Source organism: Micromonospora violae (assembly GCF_004217135.1).
Classification (GTDB): domain Bacteria; phylum Actinomycetota; class Actinomycetes; order Mycobacteriales; family Micromonosporaceae; genus Micromonospora; species Micromonospora violae.
In genome coordinates, this window is sequence record NZ_SHKK01000001.1 from 5,582,747 (window position 1) to 5,600,212 (window position 17,466).

The window sequence follows — 17,466 nt, forward strand, 5'->3', positions numbered from 1 at the left end:
AGGTCAGGGGCAGTTGACCCATTCCTCGGTGCCGTCGGTGAAGACCTGCCGCTTCCAGATGGGTAGTCGTGCCTTGACCTCGTCGACCAGCCGGGCGCAGGCCGCGAAGGCCGCCGCCCGGTGCGCGGTGCTCACCGCGGCGACCAGTGCCACGTCGCCGATCGCCAGCGGACCGACCCGGTGCGAGACCGCCACCGCGTAGACGTCGGGCTCCGCGGCGATCTCGGCGGCCACCTCGCGCAGCACCTGCGCGGCGCTCGGGTGCCCCTCGTACTCCAGGCTGGTGACCTGGCGGCCATGGTCGTGGTCGCGGACCACGCCCTGGAAGGACACCACGGCGCCGGCCCGGCGGTCGGCGACCGCCGCCTCGTGCGTGGCGAGGTCGAGCGGCTGGTCGGTGACCTCGCCGAAGGTGATCGCTGGTGCGGTCACGACGCACGCTCCCCGGGAAACAACGGCAGTGGCACGATCGGCACCCGGTCGCCCGGCCCGCCGCTGGTGCCGGGTCGGATGACCGCGAACCCGTCCGCGCCGGCCAGGCCACGCAGCATCGCCGAGCCGACGTGGCGGACGGGGAACGCGACGCCGGCGGCCCGGTCCACCCGGACCAACGCCAGGTGGGTGTGGTCACCGCGACCGGGCACCGCCTCCGCCAACGTGACCTGCGGCAGCACCGGCATCGACCGGCCCTGGAGGCCGGCGAGCAGCGGGGCGACCAGCGACACCAGCGCGACGATGGCGGACTGCGGGTTGCCCGGCAGCCCGGCCACGAACCGGGCACGCCCGTCGGGGCCGGTCAGCCGGGCCAGCAGCATCGGGAAGCCGGGGCGGACCGCCACCGTGTTGACCACGTAGTCGGCGCCGAGCGCCTCCAGGGTCGGGTGCAGGTGGTCGACCGGGCCGTTCATCGTGCCGCCGGTGGTGCAGACCAGATCGGCGGTGGTCAGCGCCGAGCGCAGGGCCGCCACGTGCGCGGGCAGCGTGTCGGCCACCGGGCCGATCACGTCGGATAGGCGGACCTGGCAGCCGTAGCGCCGCAGCCACGCCGGCACCGCCGGGCCCAGCGCGTCGCGGACCCGACCGGCCGCGGGCGGACCCGCCGTCAGCAGTTCGTCGCCGAAGACCAGCAACGCGGCCCGCGGTGCCCGCCGGACCCGCAGCGTGTCGTGCCCGCAGGCGGCAGCCAGGCCGATCACCGCCGGGTCGACCGGCGTGCCGGTCGGCAACAACTCCTCATCGGCGTACGCCTCCTCGCCGGGTTTCCGCCACTCGGGTGCCTCCCGGGGAACGCCGCTCACCAGGCCGTCGGCGCTCGTCGACTCTTCCACCCGCAGCACGGCGGTGGCACCCTCGGGCACCATCGCACCGGTGGCGATCTCGACTGTCGTGTCGTCCTCGGTGAGCGGCGCGGGAGTGCTGCCGGCCAGAACCCGGCCGACGACGCGCCACGGCCCACGGCCGCGCACCGCCCAGCCATCGACGCTGGACGTCGGGAACGCCGGCAGGTCGGTGCGGGTGGTCAACGGCTCGGCCAGGGTCGACCCGTCGGTGTCGACAAGGGGTCGGGCGACGGCGGGCAGCGCGGCGGCCAGACCGACGGCGTAGACCCGCGAACGCGCTTCCTCCCACTCGGCTGGCGGGGGTGCGGTGACCCGATCCGCGGTGGGTGCGGTTTCCGTGCTCACCGGCCGAGCCTATCGGCACGGACCGACACCCGCCCGGGCCTGGCGTGCACCGGCCAGCGTTCCCCGCCGTGGGGCGGTCAGTGAACCCGTCGTGAGGTGGTCAGTGGTCCCCGCCGCGAAGCTGGTCGACGGTGTGCCCGAGGATCGGCCCGAGAACGGCCAGGCCGTCGCGGGCACCCCCGGTCGAGCCGGGCAGGTTGACCACCAGCATCCGGCCGGCGACCCCGGCCAGGCCGCGGGACAGCACCGACGTCGGCACCCGGTCACGACTGTGCGCGCGGATTGCCTCGGCGATGCCGGGGATCTCGTAATCCAGCAGGCCCCGGGTCACGTCCGGGGTCCGATCCGACGGGGTCACTCCGGTGCCACCGCTGGTCAGCACCACGTCGACACCGTCGGTGCGGGCGGCCCGCAGGGCGTCGCCAACCGGCTCGCCGTCGGGCACCACCACCGGCTCGTCGACCTGACAGCCCAGTTCGCGCAGACCGGCGACGAGCAGCGGACCGCTGGTGTCGGCGTAGACACCGGCCGCCGCCCGGTTGGAAGCGACGATCACCCGAGCTCGGATCACGGCCGGTCCTCCGGGCGAACCCACTCGCCGGTCTTGCCGCCCTCCTTGCGCAACACCCGGACCGCCTCCACCGAGGCCGCCGGGTCGACCGCCTTCACCATGTCGACCAGGGCGAGACCGGCGACCGCGACCGCCGTGAGCGCCTCCATCTCCACCCCCGTCCGGTCCGCCGTGCGGGCGGTGGCCGTGATCTCCACGGTGTCGGCGGTCAACCGCAGGTCGACGGCGACGCCGTGCAGGGCGATCGGGTGACAGAGCGGGATCAGGTCAGGGGTGCGCTTGGCCCCCATGATCCCGGCCAGCCGGCCGACGGCCAACGCGTCACCCTTGGGCAGCCCGTCGCGATGCAGCAGGTCGATGACCTCGGGGGTGGTCCGCAGACGGCCGGCCGCGACGGCCAACCGACCGGTCACCGCCTTGGCGGAGACGTCGACCATGCGGGCCGCGCCGGCGCGGTCGACGTGGCTGAGCTGCGCGGGTTCGGTCACGGTCGTGAGCCTATCGGTGCGGTACGACGGCGGTCGGAAGGAGCGGCGTCACACCGACCACACCGGGTGCTGACGGCACAACGGACGACGCCGCTCCTTCCTCACCGACCCACCGCCGAGGTCGCTGGGGGGACCTGGCGGCGGGCGCGTGTCGACGACCCGGTTCTGCCCAGGGGCAGAACCTCCCCCGTTCGCCGATACGGCAGAGAAGTTACCGGGCCTGCCGATAAGAAATCGATAAGCGACGTTCCCGCTGGTCAGCGCTCCGCAACCAGGGTTGCGTCAGCCAACTCGGCGAGGCGGCGCTCAACCTCGAAGCGCTCCGGCACACCCATCCGTCGGAAGATCGCCAACGCCCGCTCCCAGTGCCGCCGGGCCTCGACCGGGTCCACCCGGGCGAAGTGTTCGGCAAGCCCGGCCAGGGCTCGACCCTGCTCGTGGGGGTGCGCGATGCGGGTAGCCAACCGCAGGGCCTCCTGGTGCACCTCGTACGCCTCGCCGTAGCGCCCCTGCGCCAGCAGGGTGCGCCCGAGTTCGTTCAGCGCGGCCGCCTCCACGTGCCGCTCCCCCGAGCTGATCGACAGCTGTCTGGCCAGCTCGTGTTCCCGCTCGGCCTCCACCAGACGACCCAGACCGCGATAGGCGATCCCGAGGTCGTTGCGTACCTCGGCCTCGGCGTACCGGTGGCCGGTGCGATCGCGTAGGGCCAACGAGGCCAGGAGGATTCGGATCGCCTGCGGAATGTCACCCATGCGCAGGCGTACGGCGCCGATGTGACTGAGCGCGTTGAGCGTGTGGAACTTGTCGGAGTTCGTCCGCGCCCACGCCAGGTGCAGACGATGCAGGCGCAACGCCTCCTCGTAGCGACCCAACGACGTCAGCGTCATGCCGAGGTTCGGCAGCACCATCGGCACCCTGACCGTGCCGTACCCCTTGTAGTCGCGCAGGCATTCCGAACCGACCGCGACCGCTTCGGCAAGGTTGCCGCTCCAGTAGTAGACGGCCGCGAGATTCGCGCGGTACCGCGCGGTGCTCAGCATGTCCCGCGAATCGCGGGCGAGGGCGACCGCGCGGGTCAGGTGGTCGAGGCCTCGCCGGCTGTCGCCGGTACGGACGTAACCCGAGGCGAGGTAGTTGTTGATCAATGCCAGTGCACCGACGTCCCCGGATGCCTCCGCCGCGATCAGCGCCCGACGGTGAGTGACGATGATGTCCTCGAAGTATCCGCGGATGTAACAGAATCGCCAGAGGGCACGGGCCAGTCGCCAGGAGTGCTCGTGAAAACCCTCATCGAGCGCTGCCGACACCATCGCCACCAAATCCGTCCGTTCCGCCTCCAACCAGTCGGCGGTGGGGTCGCCGATGGCGTCGACCAGCTCGGGCCGCGGAAACGCGACCCGTTGGACCTGGGAATGGGCGATGCCAGGCTCCAGCGTCTCGGCGACCCTCAGCGCCACCTCCAGCGTGAAGCCGAACAGCTGAGCCAGCCCGACGCTTCGATCGCTCGCAGAGTCGGTACGCGAGCACAGCTCGACGGCGTACTGGCGCATGAGATCGTGCAGCCGGTACCGCGTCGAGTCCAGGTCCTCCACCAGGTTCCTGTCGACGAGGTCGTCGAGCGCCTCGCGAGCTTCCGCAATGGTCAGGCCGGTCAGCGCGGCGACCGCCGGGAGGCTGAAGCGGTTACCCGGATAGAGACCCAGGAACCGGAAGACACGCTTGGTCGAATTCGGGAGAGGCTCGTAGGAGGCGGCGAAGGCACCGGTGACCGTGCTGTCCTCCTGCGCCAGGTGGTGCAGCGCCGGGGCATCGCCAGCCATCTGGTCGGCGAGGTCCGCCAACCGCCAGCCGCGGCGGTGCGCCAGTCGGGCACCGGCCAGCCGAATCGCCAGGGGAAGGTGCCCACATCGCCGGACCACCTCGGCGGCTGCCTCCGGCTCGGCCTCGACCCGGTCCCGACCGACGCTCTGGCCGAGCAGATCCACACCCTCCTGCGGGCTCAGCACCGGCAGCGTCTGCGACGGCCCGACATCCGGGTGGGACAGACGTCGCCGCGACGTCACCAGCACGACGGTGGTCGGCTCGGCCGGCAGCAGAGGCATGATCTGCTCGCTGCTCGCCGCGTTGTCGAGCACCACCACCGACCTCCGGCGAGCCAACTCCTGTCGCCACAGCTCCACCCGGTCGTCGAACTCAACCGGTACCCGACTAGCCGGAACGCCCAACTGTCGAAGCAGGGTGACCAGGGCACCCGCCGGCTCAACCCGGTTCTTCTCGCCGTGCCCGCCCAGGTCGATGAAGAGCGCGCCGTCCGGGTACCGATCGGACAGCCGGCGGGCCAGGTGCACGGCGAGGGTGGTCTTGCCGCTACCCGCCATGCCGTCGATGATGTGCACGGCTGGCACCCGCTTCTCGACCCGCCACGTCTCCGCCAGCAGCCGCGACACCACGTCCTCCCGGCCGACGAAGTCGGTGACCGCTCGGGGGAGGTGGTCCACTGGGTCGGGCCGAGGTGCTGGTGCAGGAACCAGGACCCCAACTGGGGCAGGTGTGTTCGCACCAGAGCGGGCGCTCTGGTCGACCGGACGGGGTGCGACACGGTTCGTCGGTTGCGGGGAGGACGCCGCCGAGACGATCCTGCGGTAGAGCGCCTGAAGGTCGGAGCCCGGGAGGACGCCGAACTCGGCCATCAGCTTCGCCCGGACCTCGTCGTACGCGACGAGCGCGCCCATGTGGTCGCCACGCTCGTGCAGCGCCCGTGCGAGGAGGACGTACGCCGGTTCCCGGAGGGGATGACGGGCGACGGCCTCCCGTAACAGGGGGATCGCCAGGTCGCTCCGCCCCGCTCTGAGCTGCGCGTCGGCGAGGAGTTCCACGGCCAGCAGACGCTCCTCCTCGGCGGCCACCACCCGCGCGCTGAGCACGGGCCCGAGCGACATGCCGGCGAGCATCGCCCCTCGCCAGCGCGCCACGGCGGACCCCAACAGATTCAGGGCGCGGTGAACCTGGCCGGCGATCAGGGCTTCCCGGCCCGCGGCGCACTCCATCTCGAAGCGGAACACGTCGACAGCTTCCGACTCGACGGTGAGTCGGTAACCGCTCTGCTGCCGGACGATGGCACCCCGACCAGACTCGTACGTCTCGAAGGTTCGGCGCAGGTTCGCGGCGTAGGTCCGGATGTTCGCCACGGCAGAGCGCGGTGGGCCGTCCGGCCACAGCTCGTCGACCAGGTCGTTCAGAGTCACCAGTTGCCCGGGTTGGACCGCGAGCATCGCGAAGACAGCCTGCTGTTTGGGCGTCCCCAGGTGCAGCTTGCGAGCGGGCAGTCGCACCGAGAGGCCGCCCAGAAGTTGAATCTCCACCCGTCCCCCTGCTCCAGCGGGGTATTCAGCCGATCACGCAAAGAAGCTTACGGGCACCGGTAACGCCCAAGGCCAATCAACCAGCCGATGCGAACACTCCCGCGCCGTCCGGTGCGACGGGGTCAACGAGTGCAATGCGAACATTGCAAGAACCATCTGTCGTCTCAGCGTTCTCCACTCCTGTCGCATCACGGAAAGAAGGAGCGAAAGCCCTCAACTACTGGTTTCCGTACCCGGTCCTCGACCCCGGCCCACCGCCGGGAAGGACCCGGGGCAGCGCCACCACCATCAATGTCCATCCGCGCACGGTTGCGACCACTGTCGACGAGGGGACTCTTGACTGAAGCTGGCGAGCGGTTGACCAAATCGGCGGATGAGTTGTGGCACGCCAGCACCCACACTGAGGGCGCGGTCTAATCAGTCGACACGGCCCGCGACATTCCGCAACGGACCGGGTGCAGCAGGCGAGCATCCCAGCGCTCTCCGCACCGGAACGCAAACAGAATGTCACTTATAGGGACGGGATTAACTAATGTTGAGGATAACGACATTTATCGTCCCTAAGTAGGGCCAAACCCATTTAAGCTCCATTCGTAGAGAGCCGGCGCCAACAGAGGCCGACAACCATACGAGGGAGAGGGTGGGTGAAATGCGCGGAAACGAGTGGGGCTGACATCGGTGCAGGACTTCTGCATCGCCCGGCGATATGGTGGCGAGAGCACGGCAGGCGAGGTAAACCAGGAGTTGCGTGACCTCTTCACAACGACGCGATGACGGGACCGATCGACGGCTACGGCTGCTCGTCGGTCTCCTCGTCGTTGCGGCCACGGTCGTTGCGCTCGCCTCGCTGAGACTGACCTTCCCCGCGACCAAGGCTCCGACGCCCGACGGAGCAACCCTGGTAACGCTGACCGCCATGATCGCCTTGGGCGCGTTCGTCAAGACGCGCGTACGGGTCCGGTCCGCGGTGCACCTGATCAGTTGGAGCGAGGCGGCGATCGTCATCGCGGCCGCCACCGCCCCCGTTCCCTGGGTGGTCCTCTGCACCTGCATCGGGATCACCATCGCCTCGGCCCGCCTACCCCCGATCAAGCTGGTCTTCGGCGTCGGCAAGAACATCCTCGTCGCGGCCGGAGCAGGCATCACCTTCGCACTGCTCGGTTGGACCTGGCCTGTCATGCAGGCCCCACACCTGGTGGGGATCCTGTCGGTGGCGTACCTTCTCGCCGCACTCCTCGACGAGCTGTTGGCGATCCCCGTGATCGCGCTCGCCTCCGGCACCAAGATCTCGACCCAGTTCCGCAGCAACCTGGATCTTCGGCTGGCCGGCTACGTGGTCCGCTTCGTGGTGGCGGCCCTGACCCTGCTCACCCTCCAGATGGACCCCCGGCTCCTACTCGCCGTCCCACCCCTGGTCCTGAGCCTGCACCTGGCCTACTCCGCACGCATCCGGGGCCGCACCGAGCAGCAGGCGTGGCAGCGGCTGGCCCGCACCACCGACGCGCTCAACGTGGTCGACCTGGACAACGTCCTCACCACCGCCGTCACCCAGGCCGCCGAGTTGTTCTCCGCCGACGAGGTCGAGATCGAGCTGCGCGACGGCGGTCGCACCGTACGCGGCGGCACCGGCGGCATCACCTTCGACGGCCCGACCGGCACCCCCACCGACGTGGCCGGCACCGTCGTCCCCACGCCTCTGGAAGGCCATGACCGCACCGTCGACGTCGGCGTGCTCCGGCTGCGCTTCCGCGGCCCGGTGCAGCTCTCCGAGCGGGAGCGGTACACCCTGCGCACCTTCGCCTCCGCGCTCTGCACGGCCGTCCGCAACGCCCAGGCGTACGCCGAACTGGCCCGGGTCGCCGACGAGCACGCGTACGCGGCCTCGCACGACGCGCTGACCGGCCTGGCCAACCGCCGACACCTCCTCGACGAGGGCACCGAGCAGTTGAGCAACCGGCACGCCGACGGGGTCACCGCGCTGGTGCTGATCGACCTCAACCACTTCAAGGAGGTCAACGACACGCTCGGGCACGCCGCCGGCGACCAGGTGCTGGTGCAGGTGGCCGACCGGTTGCGGGGCGCGGCCCAGGCGACCGACCTGGTGGCCCGCCTCGGGGGCGACGAATTCGCCGTACTCCTGCGTGGCCTGCCGGCCCCGGCGGTGGCCGCGCACCGGGCCGAGACGCTGCTCGCCGCCCTGCACGAGCCGTTCGAACTGGACGGCATGCGGATCAGCGTCGAGGCCAGCGGCGGGATCTCCGCCGCCCCGTCCAACGGCGGCATGGCCGAACTGCTGCGCCGCGCCGACGTGGCCATGTACCAGGCGAAGCGGGCCGGGCAGCGGATCTCCACGTACGCCCCGACCCGGGACACCGCCGACCTCGGCCGCCTCACCCTCGGCGGTGACCTGCCGCGCGCGGTCGCCGACCACGAGTTCGTGGTCAACTTCCAACCGATCGTCGACCTGGGCACCGGCGAGGTGACCAGCGCGGAGGCGCTGGCCCGCTGGCACCACCCCACCCACGGCATGATCGACCCGCTGCGGTTCCTGGAGGCGGTGGAACGGTCGGGCCTGCTACCGGCCTTCGCCGAAGCGATCCTCGACCAGGCACTGATCGCGGCGGTGGGTTGGCGCGACGCCGGCTTCGACGTACCGGTGGCGGTCAACGTGTCCCCGCGCAGCCTGCTCGACGCGCGGTTCCCGGGCTCGGTGCTGGCCCACCTCCGCGCCCACGACCTACCACCGGACCGGCTGGTCCTGGAACTGACCGAGACGCTGACCCTCAGCCAACTCGACGTCGTCGACCGGGTGCTCAGCCGACTACGCGACGAAGGAGTCCGGTTGGCGTTGGACGACTTCGGCACCGGCTACTCCTCGCTCTCGCTGCTCTCCCGGATCCCGGTACACGAGCTGAAGATCGACCGAAGCTTCGTGACGACGATGGAGAGTTCGGCGGAGGCCGCCGCCGTCATCCGTTCCACCCTCGACCTGGGTCGCAGCCTCGACCTGGACGTCGTGGCCGAGGGGGTGGAGAGCGAACCCCAGCGGCGGGCCCTCTGGGAGTTGGGCTGCGTCGCCGGCCAGGGGCACCTGTTCGCCCGACCGATGCCGTCCGGCACCCTCCTCGCGGCGATGCAGCGCGGTTCCGGCGGCCGACCGGGCAGCCTCGCCGCGCCGCTGCACGACGCCGGGGCGGTGATCCGGTTCAGCCAGAACCGGCGTCAGGCCGGCCGGTCCAGGCCCGACCGCCTCCCGCACCTGCCCGCCTGAGCGGGCATCGGCCCGCCGCGCAAGCAGCCCGGTCTGCCAGACTGGCGCGCGTGATCGTCGACGACCCGACCGCCCGCCGCCGTCGCTGGCACTGGCGGACGCTCGACAACGCCGCCGGCGGGCTCGCCCTCGACCTCGGCCTCTACGCCGTCTCGGCCACCTTCGCCGCGATCACCGCGGTCACCTCGACCCTGCTGCCGCACCGCGCCTGGGGCGCTGTCGCCGCCGTCGGCTACCTGCTCGCGACACTGACGGTGATCGCCCAAATCCTGCTGCGTCGACGCATGCCGACCTCCCGGCTGACCGGCCTACCAGCCCGCTGGGCGGTCACCGGACTCGCCTGGGCGGCCACCGCACTGCTGCCGCTGGCCTGGCAGAGCATCGACCGGGCCGGTGGGCGCACCGACCGGGCCCAGGAGGAGGTGCTGGTCGTGGAGCACGCCGGCAGCCGCCTCCTGGAGCACGGCACCCCCTACCTCGGACCCGACGCCATCGCCGCCCTGCCACCCGGCGACCAACTGATGGGCTACACCCCGTACCAGCCCGGCATGGCGATGTTCGGCCTGCCCAGAGCACTGCTCAACACCTGGTGGACCGACTCCCGGGTCTGGTTCGCGGTCGGCACCGCACTGGCACTCGCCCTGGCCGTGGCCGCCCTGCGCAGAACACCGGCCACCGCCGGCCAGGCCACCGCCACCACCCACCGGCGAGACGCCGCCCTGCTCCGCGGCGTGCAGGCCGCCACCGTCCTGCCCATCTGCGCCCTCACCCTCGCCACCGGCGGCGACGACCTACCCGTACTCGCGCTCTGCCTGCTCGCCCTCGCGTTCGCCGCCACCGACCGACCCGGCCGGGCCGGCCTCGCGGTCGGGCTCGCCGGCGCACTCAAGCTCTTCGCCTGGCCGGTCGCCCTCGTCCTGATCGCCTGGGGACTCACCCGACGCGCCGGCACCCGAGTCGCCGTCGGTGCCATCGGCCTGCCCATCGCCGCACTCCTGCCGGCGCTGCTGGTCGACCGCGACGCCCTCACCGAGAACGTGCTGCGCTTCCCCCTCGGCCACGGGCTGGTCACCAGCCCCGCGCAGTCCCCGTTCCCCGGCTACCTGATCTCCAGCGCGCTACCCGCCGGCCGGCTCGTCGCCGCCGCGCTGCTGATCGCCGCCGGAGTGGCCATCGCCGTCCGGCTCACCCGCCGTCCGCCCCGCACCGCCGCCGCCACCGCCCTCATCTGCGGGTACGGGCTACTCGCCGCCATCGCCCTGATGCCCTCGACCCGCTTCGGCTACCTGCTGTACCCACTGGCCCTGCTGACCTGGGCACCCGCGCTACATCCCCCGGTCGACACACCAGCCGCCCGGTGACCGACGAACGATCCAGTCGGGCCACATCGGCGTAACTCCCGGGCGCAACAGCGCATCAGGGCGTAGACCTGAAGCATGACGACGTACCGCGACCGGGCCGATGCGGGCCGGATGCTCTCCGAACGGCTCACCGCACTCATCGGCGAACCGGACGTCGTCGTCCTCGGCCTCGTCCGTGGCGGCGTACCGGTCGCCCGGGTCGTCGCCGAACGGCTCGGCGCGCCACTGGACGTGCTGGTCGTCCGCAAGCTCGGAATGCCGTGGGCCCGGGAGGTCGCCTTCGGCGCACTCGGGCCAGGCGGTGTCCAGGTGCTCAACGACGCGGTGGCGAGCCGACTCAGCAGCGACGAGATCGCCGAGGTCAGCCATCGGGAACAGACCGAACTGGAACGCCGGGAACGGCTCTACCGGGGCGGTCGCGCACAGTTGGACCTCACCGGACGAACCGCGGTGATCGTCGACGACGGCCTCGCCACCGGAGCGACCGCCCGCGCCGCCGTCGAGGTCGTCCGCCAACTCGGGGCGCGCCGGGTCGTGGTCGCCGTCCCGGTCGGCGCACAGGAGGCGTACGAACTGCTGACCGCCGAAGCCGACCAGGTCATCTGCGCCCAGCGGCCACCCGACTTCGGCGCGGTGAGCGTCTACTACGACGACTTCCACGAGGTGTCCGACGAAGAAGTCACCGAGGCGCTCACAGCAACCGCTTAGGTCGACCGGGTACCGTCGGGAGATGAGCCTCACCTGTCCCAAGTGTCACGGAGAAATGCGCCAGTACGAGCGCAGCGGCGTCGTCATCGACCAGTGCGGGGAGTGCCGAGGCATCTTCCTGGACCGTGGTGAACTGGAGAAGCTGTTCGAGGCGGAGGCCAACTGGAGCAGCCAGCAGGCTGCCGGTGCGCCGCCGCAGCCCGCGCAACAGCCGGCCGGCTACCCGCCTCCGCCGCCTCCGCCGCACCAGCCCGGCTACGCTGCCGTCCCGCCGCCGCCCCCGCCCGCCCACGGCTACCCGCCGCAGCCGGCCTACGGCCACCAGCAGCAGCATTACGGCTACCACGGCCACTACCGGAAGAAGAAGCGCAAGGGCTTCCTCGACGAGATGTTCGGGTGATCCCAGGCCGACCGTCCGCCCGGGTCGATCCACGCGTCGACCCGGGCACCTCACCCAGACCATTGATCGTTGGCGGGTGCCCCGCGTCGTGCGAGGCTGAATCGCATGACCGCGATGCGACCGGAGGAGGCGCTGGCCCAGGCGTACCACGGGATCACCGCGGTGGTCGGTGGCCTGGACGACGCCGGCCTGCAACGCGCCACCCGCTGCCAGGGTTGGCTCGTCGCTGACCTGCTCCTGCACGTGCTCGGCGACGCCCAACGGGCGCTCGTCACCCTGGCCAGCCCCGTGGCCGGCCCCGCCGACGTCGACGACGTGAGCTACTGGCGTGACTTTCCCGGCGGCGGTGGCGAGGCCGCCCGGCACGCTTGGTGGGTCCGCCGATCGGCTGCCGCCTTCGACCGTCCGACCGCGATCGTCGAGCTCTGGCAGGACACCGCCCCGGCGGCGGTCCGGGCCGCCGCATCAGCCGACCTGAAGGGGTACGTGACCACCCAGGGACACGTGCTGCGCGTACCGGATTTCCTCGCCACCCTGACCACCGAGGCTGTCGTCCACCACCTGGACCTGATGCTGGAACTGCCCGACGCGCCCCCACCTGGCGCACTGGCGGTCCGCGTCGCGGTCGCCACCATGGACGGCCTGCTCAGCGACGACACCGTTCGACCCACCGCGTGGGACGACCACGACTTCCTGCTGAAGGCCACCGGACGCGTCCCGCTGACCGACCGGGACCGACTGGAGCTGGGCGAGTCAGCGGGTTGGTTCCCACTGCTCGGCTGACCGACGACGAGGTTCTGCGCCGGTCAGGTCAGCCGATGGCCATGTCGACGAAGCGGGACAGGTGCAGCTGGGCCGCGACGGTCACGGTGTCGGTGGGGCCATTCCGATGCTTGGCAACAATAAAATCCGCCTCCCCGGCCCGCGGCGACTCCTTGTCGTAGTAGTCGTCGCGGTGCAGAAGGATGACAACGTCGGCATCTTGCTCAATTGAGCCAGATTCGCGCAAATCGGACAGCTGAGGGCGCTTGTCGGTGCGCTGCTCGGGGCCACGGTTCAGCTGACTCACCGCGATGACCGGGCACTCGACCTCCTTGGCCAGCAGCTTGAGGCCACGGGACAGGTCGGCGACCTCCTGCTGGCGGCTCTCGGTGCGCTTCGGCGAGGTCATCAGCTGGAGATAGTCGACCACGATCATCTTGAGGTCGTGCCGCTGCTTGAGCCGCCGGGCCTTGGCCCGGATCTCCATCAGGTTCATGCTCGGCGTGTCGTCGACGAAGAGCGGCGCCTCGCTGATCTCGCCCATGCACCGGGCCAGCTTGGTCCAGTCGTCGTCGGAGAGCTGACCGCTGCGCAGCACGTGCAGCGGCACCCGCGCCTCGGCGGAGAGCAGCCGCATGACGATCTCGACCTTGCTCATTTCCAGCGAGAAGATGGCTGCGGCCTGGTTGGCGCGAATCGCAGCATTTCGGGCAAAGTCCATGCTAGCGGTGCTGTTGTGGGTAGGGATCATCGCCCGGCTGGCCAGGTACAGATGCTCGTCGTTGTCGACAGTCACGCACCGAACCGGAACGCTGGGAACCGGCCGGACGTCGACGATGAACCGCGAGGTCGTCCGAACATCGGAGGTGGTCCGGCGGCGTTCGGCGTGCGCATCTTGCTTCCGCTTGAGCCGGAAGATGACATCCGGGGTGGAGAAGTTCAAGGTGTACGCGGTTGACGATTCGCGGGTACGGCCGCGCACCGGCTTTGCGTTGACTGTGCAGCGGTAGCCGAGGCTGACGATCAGCTCGCGTACGTCATCAGCCAACTGCTTCGAAGTCGACGTGTACTGGAGGTTGCCGGCGGGGGCAACGGTCCCATCGGTGTCCATCAGCCCAGCGAGCAACGCTCTGCGCTGAGCCTCAGAGGCCCGCAGGTAAGAGACCGGGATGTGTTTGTTGGCAGCTACGCCGACCTGGCGCAACAAGCCGAGGAAGGAGCCGTTCCGGTGCCGACAGCCGGCACACTTCCTGGTCGCTGGGTTCTCCCGCAACGCCCTGGTGGAACCGCCACAGTCCGCGCAGACGCCGTTGCCCGGAGCAGCGGACGTGGACGTGGACTGCAGCAGGATGGTGTAAGCCATCGGCCCGCTGGGCCGCACGACGAAGCCGTCCGCCTCGACGTGTGTGACCATCTCCGGATCTGCGGTGGTGAAGCGGCTGGCGTTGCAGTGCCCGTCACCGAGCCACGTTCCCAACGTGTAGGGCGGGATCAGCAGCTCCCGGTCTGGGAGTTTGATGGGTGCGCAGTTCCGTACCGCATGGTTGAGCCGCGGCTGGGCGGTATCGGTACGCAGCGTGGCCGCGACTTCAGCAGTGGTGACGACACCGTCATGGGCGGCCCTGCTGCCGGCGTTCATCTCCCGCTCGGCTCGTTCAAGAAGCGCGGTCAGCAGCGGACCGGCCGGGTAGCCAGGTGCAGTCCAGTTTTGGGTTCTGCCGTTGCGGACGATGGGGCGGCCGATCCGGCCGATCGATCCGACCTCACGGGCGACCGTGTGCAGGACATGCCGGAACTCCGGCCCGACCTGCTGGATCGTGTCGAATAGGGTGATCGGTTGGTTTCGCATGGCGCTGAGCGCCTTGTGGGCCACACGTACGTTGGCCAGCGACGACTCGGACCAGTGCCGCCTCTGCCGTGCCGGGCTCTGCCGCCGGCTCGCCCGGGTGGTCGTCTTCCACAGATGCTCCGCGTCCGCCACGATCACGGTGCCGTCCGAGAACTCGACCTCGTAGCAGGGACGGTCGTGCATCACGTCAAAAGCGCGTGTGACAGTGGTCGGTGAGCCGTCGGCAGCCAGTAGTTGGTCGCCCGCCTTGACCTCGCCCATCGTGGTCCAGCCATCCGGGGTCGGCAGCGGGGTGTCGAGTGCGAGCGCCTTTCCCAGACCAGGCCGGCCGGCCACGATAATCAACTGGCCGGCGTGCAGACCATTGAGCAACCGGTCCAGGTCGCTGAAGCCGGTGGGCACGCCGGTCATCACACCGCCCTGCGCGCCCACCGCCTCGATCTCGTCCAGCGTCGGTTGCAACATGTCGGCCAGGACCGCGAAGTCCTCGCTGACGCGACGTTCGGTGACGTCGTAGACGGCCTGCTGGGCGAGGTCGACGACGTCGTCCACGTCGCGGCTGCCGCCGCTGGCGGTGCCGTACCCCAGCTGCACGATCTTGGTGCCGGCCTCGACCAGCCGGCGCAGCACCGCCCGCTCGCTGACGATCCGGGCGTAGTACGCCGCGTTCGCGGCGGTGGGCACGCTGGCGATGAGCGTGTGCAGGTACGGCGCGCCGCCGATACGTGCCAGGTCACCCGAGTCGGTCAGCGCGGCGGCCACGGTGATCGGGTCGGCCGGCTCGCCGCGACCGTAGATGTCGAGGATCGTGTCGAAGATGGTGGCGTGCACCGGCCGATAGAAGTCGTTGGTCTTGAGGATCTCGACGACGTCGGCGATGGCGTCCTTGGAGAGCAGCATGCCGCCGAGGACGCACTGCTCGGCGGCGACGTCCTGGGGCGGGGTCTTGTCGAACTGGCCATCCCGCTGCGCGGGTGGTTGGCCTGCGCCGGAGCGTGGCTCTGCCCGCATGTCGTCGGTGACCGACACGGGTCCCCCCTCCACTGCGCCGGGTCCAACCCAGCTCTACCGCTGGGGTACGACACTTCCGTCCGACCGGGCCGGTCGATCGGGGGCCATCGCCGGCGGTCGAGGGCCAACCATACGGACCCCGAGGTCAGAGACTCAACAAGGCCGGTGGACGAGCCTCGGGACAACCTGTGGATCCCGGTGGACAGCGTGTGCGCAGCGTGTGCACAGCCTGTGGAAAACCACTGGGGAATTCTCGGCCAAAAGGCGCTGACCTGCGGAAACATGCTCCCCAGCCTGTGGAGGAGAATATTTCGGTCGGGCCTGTGACACGATCGTCCCGTACTATCTCCAGCGAACGGCTACACCTGGACAGCGGATTCCGCTTTCGGTTCAGAAGGGTCACACTCCGGCCGTGAATTACCGGGACTGGGGACGCGGCGACAGCAGCCCGCGCGAGCGCCAGCCAACCGCCTCGTGGAGTGAGCACGCGGCGTCCGTTCCGGTTGATCCGTACGACGAGGACGGGCGCTACCGCACCTCCAGCCGACGGCGCGCGTTGGACCGTGGCCAGGATGAGCCTGTCGACGCCTACCTGCCCCGGTGGGCGCTGGAGTCAGGGGTCCGGCACGCCGACGGCGGCGGTCGTCACGCGGCACCGGACGAGGACGACGACGAGCCTCAGCGGTCGACGTACGGCACCGGCCGGCGGTCCATCGAGTCATCGGGTGGTTGGCGTCGGGGCGACGAGACGCGTCGGCGGGAGCAGGCGGCGATCGGCCCGGCACCCGACTCGGACCACACCCGGGAGTGGACGCTCGACCGGCCGCAGGATCAGGGGTACGCCGGCCGCCGACGGGCCGACTCCGGGGAGGACGAGCCGGTCTCCGGCGCTGTCTCGGAGCGGCGTCCCCGCCGCGCGCCCGTTGGCCGTCCCCAGGTGATCTGGTCGGGCGGGGAGTTGGAGTCCGCCCCGCCCGAGCAGGTGCCGGAGCAGGAGCCGAGCCGCCCCAGCCGGCGTAGCCGTCGTGCGGCGGAGGATTCCTGGTCCCGTCCGGTGGCCGATCCGTGGGCCCGCCGATCGGAGCGGGTGGCGGAGCCCGAGCCGTCGTACCCGCCGGCGGTGGACCCGTGGGACGCGTCGGGTGTGCACGCGTGGCCGCCGGTGACCGGTGCGGACGGCGGGGACCTGAGCGAGCAGTGGTCGGCGGTGGAGAGCGTCGGTGGCTGGGAGCGGTCGGACCGTACCGGCCAGTGGGAGCGGTCCGCGATCGAGGATGACCAGTGGGACCGTACGCTGGCGCCGCGCTCGGATCGTTCGGTGGCGGCCGAGGGGTGGCCGAGTCGGGAAGACGGGTTCTGGTCCGGCACCCGGTTGGCTGATGACGACCCGCGATGGATCGGCCCTCCGACGTCGGCGCCTCGTTCTCCGGTGGTGGGTTACACCGCCCCGCGACCGCGCAGCGCCCCTACGCCGCGTCCGAGTGCGCCCCGGCGTCGGGCGGACCGGCCGGCGGTGGGAACGGCGTCGGTACGTCGACGGGTCGAGTCGGCGGCCACGGGTGCGTGGGCGCGGCGGCTGGAGGACGACCTGCTGGATCCGGACCCGGGTGGGTCCATCCGGCCGTTGTTGTACACGGCGGCCTGTTACCTGGTGCCGGCGATGCTGATCTTCGTCTGGCTGTTGACGTTGGACAGCCAGGCGCCGGCTGGTTGTGTGACCGACATCAGTGGGGGTGGGTGCGACTCGGCCCGGTCCCGTGCGTTGGCGTCACTGCTCGCCGGTTCGCCGCGTTTCGGGTTGGCGCTGCTGAGCAGTCTGGTGGTGGCGGCGCTGCTGCGGAGGGTCGGTACGACGTGGCGTTCGGCGACGATCGCGGTTGCCGCCGCAGTGGTGGGCGGTGGCCTCTCCACGGTGCTGATCAGCGCGGTGACGGGCCAGCCCATCGGGTGAGCAGTCGGCGGGGCGGGGCTACCGCAGCTGCCGGCAGTTCCACATAC

Annotated in this window: 12 protein-coding genes; 6 read left to right on the plus strand and 6 right to left on the minus strand. The window is 70.8% G+C overall.

What is annotated here, in order from left to right:
* Positions 1 to 3 precede the first annotated feature (3 nt).
* The 5 genes from EV382_RS25095 to EV382_RS25115 all read right to left on the minus strand — a co-directional run bounded on the left by EV382_RS25095 (position 4) and on the right by EV382_RS25115 (position 6,106).
* Positions 4 to 432, minus strand: a complete 429-nt coding sequence (locus EV382_RS25095) for a molybdenum cofactor biosynthesis protein MoaE (RefSeq protein ID WP_130405760.1) — start codon at positions 430 to 432, stop codon at positions 4 to 6.
* Positions 429 to 1,685 carry a molybdopterin molybdotransferase MoeA gene (locus EV382_RS25100; protein ID WP_130405762.1) on the minus strand — a complete coding sequence of 419 codons (1,257 nt, stop codon included), beginning with the start codon at positions 1,683 to 1,685 and terminating at the stop codon, positions 429 to 431. Before EV382_RS25100 ends, EV382_RS25095 begins: the two co-directional genes overlap by 4 nt.
* 100 nt (positions 1,686 to 1,785) lie before the next feature.
* The gene (locus tag EV382_RS25105) at positions 1,786 to 2,256 is read right to left on the minus strand and encodes a MogA/MoaB family molybdenum cofactor biosynthesis protein (RefSeq protein ID WP_130405764.1); all 471 of its coding nucleotides are present in this window, start codon (positions 2,254 to 2,256) and stop codon (positions 1,786 to 1,788) included.
* Positions 2,253 to 2,744 (minus strand): cyclic pyranopterin monophosphate synthase MoaC, encoded by a 492-nt coding sequence (gene moaC / locus EV382_RS25110; protein ID WP_112601287.1) that lies wholly within the window; start codon positions 2,742 to 2,744, stop codon positions 2,253 to 2,255. Before moaC ends, EV382_RS25105 begins: the two co-directional genes overlap by 4 nt.
* Before the next feature lie 257 nt (positions 2,745 to 3,001).
* Positions 3,002 to 6,106 (minus strand): AfsR/SARP family transcriptional regulator, encoded by a 3,105-nt coding sequence (locus EV382_RS25115; protein ID WP_130405766.1) that lies wholly within the window; start codon positions 6,104 to 6,106, stop codon positions 3,002 to 3,004.
* Positions 6,107 to 6,854: 748 nt separating this feature from the next.
* Between EV382_RS25115 and EV382_RS25120 the strand changes: the two genes are divergently transcribed.
* The 5 genes from EV382_RS25120 to EV382_RS25140 all read left to right on the plus strand — a co-directional run bounded on the left by EV382_RS25120 (position 6,855) and on the right by EV382_RS25140 (position 12,629).
* Positions 6,855 to 9,377 (plus strand): putative bifunctional diguanylate cyclase/phosphodiesterase, encoded by a 2,523-nt coding sequence (locus tag EV382_RS25120; RefSeq protein ID WP_165435863.1) that lies wholly within the window; start codon positions 6,855 to 6,857, stop codon positions 9,375 to 9,377.
* A 50-nt stretch (positions 9,378 to 9,427) separates the two neighbouring features.
* Positions 9,428 to 10,738, plus strand: coding sequence for a glycosyltransferase 87 family protein (locus EV382_RS25125; RefSeq protein WP_130405770.1), 1,311 nt, complete (start codon positions 9,428 to 9,430; stop codon positions 10,736 to 10,738).
* Between the two features lie 75 nt (positions 10,739 to 10,813).
* On the plus strand, positions 10,814 to 11,446 hold the full coding sequence (locus tag EV382_RS25130; protein ID WP_130405772.1) for a phosphoribosyltransferase: 633 nt from the start codon (positions 10,814 to 10,816) through the stop codon (positions 11,444 to 11,446).
* Between the two features lie 22 nt (positions 11,447 to 11,468).
* Positions 11,469 to 11,846, plus strand: coding sequence for a TFIIB-type zinc ribbon-containing protein (locus EV382_RS25135; protein ID WP_130405774.1), 378 nt, complete (start codon positions 11,469 to 11,471; stop codon positions 11,844 to 11,846).
* Positions 11,847 to 11,951: 105 nt separating this feature from the next.
* Positions 11,952 to 12,629 carry a maleylpyruvate isomerase N-terminal domain-containing protein gene (locus tag EV382_RS25140; RefSeq protein ID WP_130405776.1) on the plus strand — a complete coding sequence of 226 codons (678 nt, stop codon included), beginning with the start codon at positions 11,952 to 11,954 and terminating at the stop codon, positions 12,627 to 12,629.
* Positions 12,630 to 12,657: 28 nt separating this feature from the next.
* Here the strand turns inward: EV382_RS25140 and dnaB are convergent, their stop codons facing one another.
* Positions 12,658 to 15,486: a replicative DNA helicase gene (gene dnaB, locus EV382_RS25145; protein ID WP_130405778.1), complete on the minus strand. Its 2,829-nt coding sequence runs from the start codon at positions 15,484 to 15,486 to the stop codon at positions 12,658 to 12,660.
* Between the two features lie 394 nt (positions 15,487 to 15,880).
* Here dnaB and EV382_RS25150 point away from each other — a divergent pair, with 394 nt between their 5' ends.
* Positions 15,881 to 17,419: a hypothetical protein gene (locus EV382_RS25150; RefSeq protein WP_130405780.1), complete on the plus strand. Its 1,539-nt coding sequence runs from the start codon at positions 15,881 to 15,883 to the stop codon at positions 17,417 to 17,419.
* Positions 17,420 to 17,466: the final 47 nt, after the last annotated feature.

Bases quoted from the DNA above. Each gene is read 5' to 3' on its own strand.
- EV382_RS25130 (WP_130405772.1), top strand. From the start codon at position 10,814: ATGACGACGTACCGCGACCGGGCCGATGCGGGCCGGATGCTCTCCGAA.
- EV382_RS25135 (WP_130405774.1), top strand. From the start codon at position 11,469: ATGAGCCTCACCTGTCCCAAGTGTCACGGAGAAATGCGCCAGTACGAG.
- EV382_RS25140 (WP_130405776.1), top strand. From the start codon at position 11,952: ATGACCGCGATGCGACCGGAGGAGGCGCTGGCCCAGGCGTACCACGGG.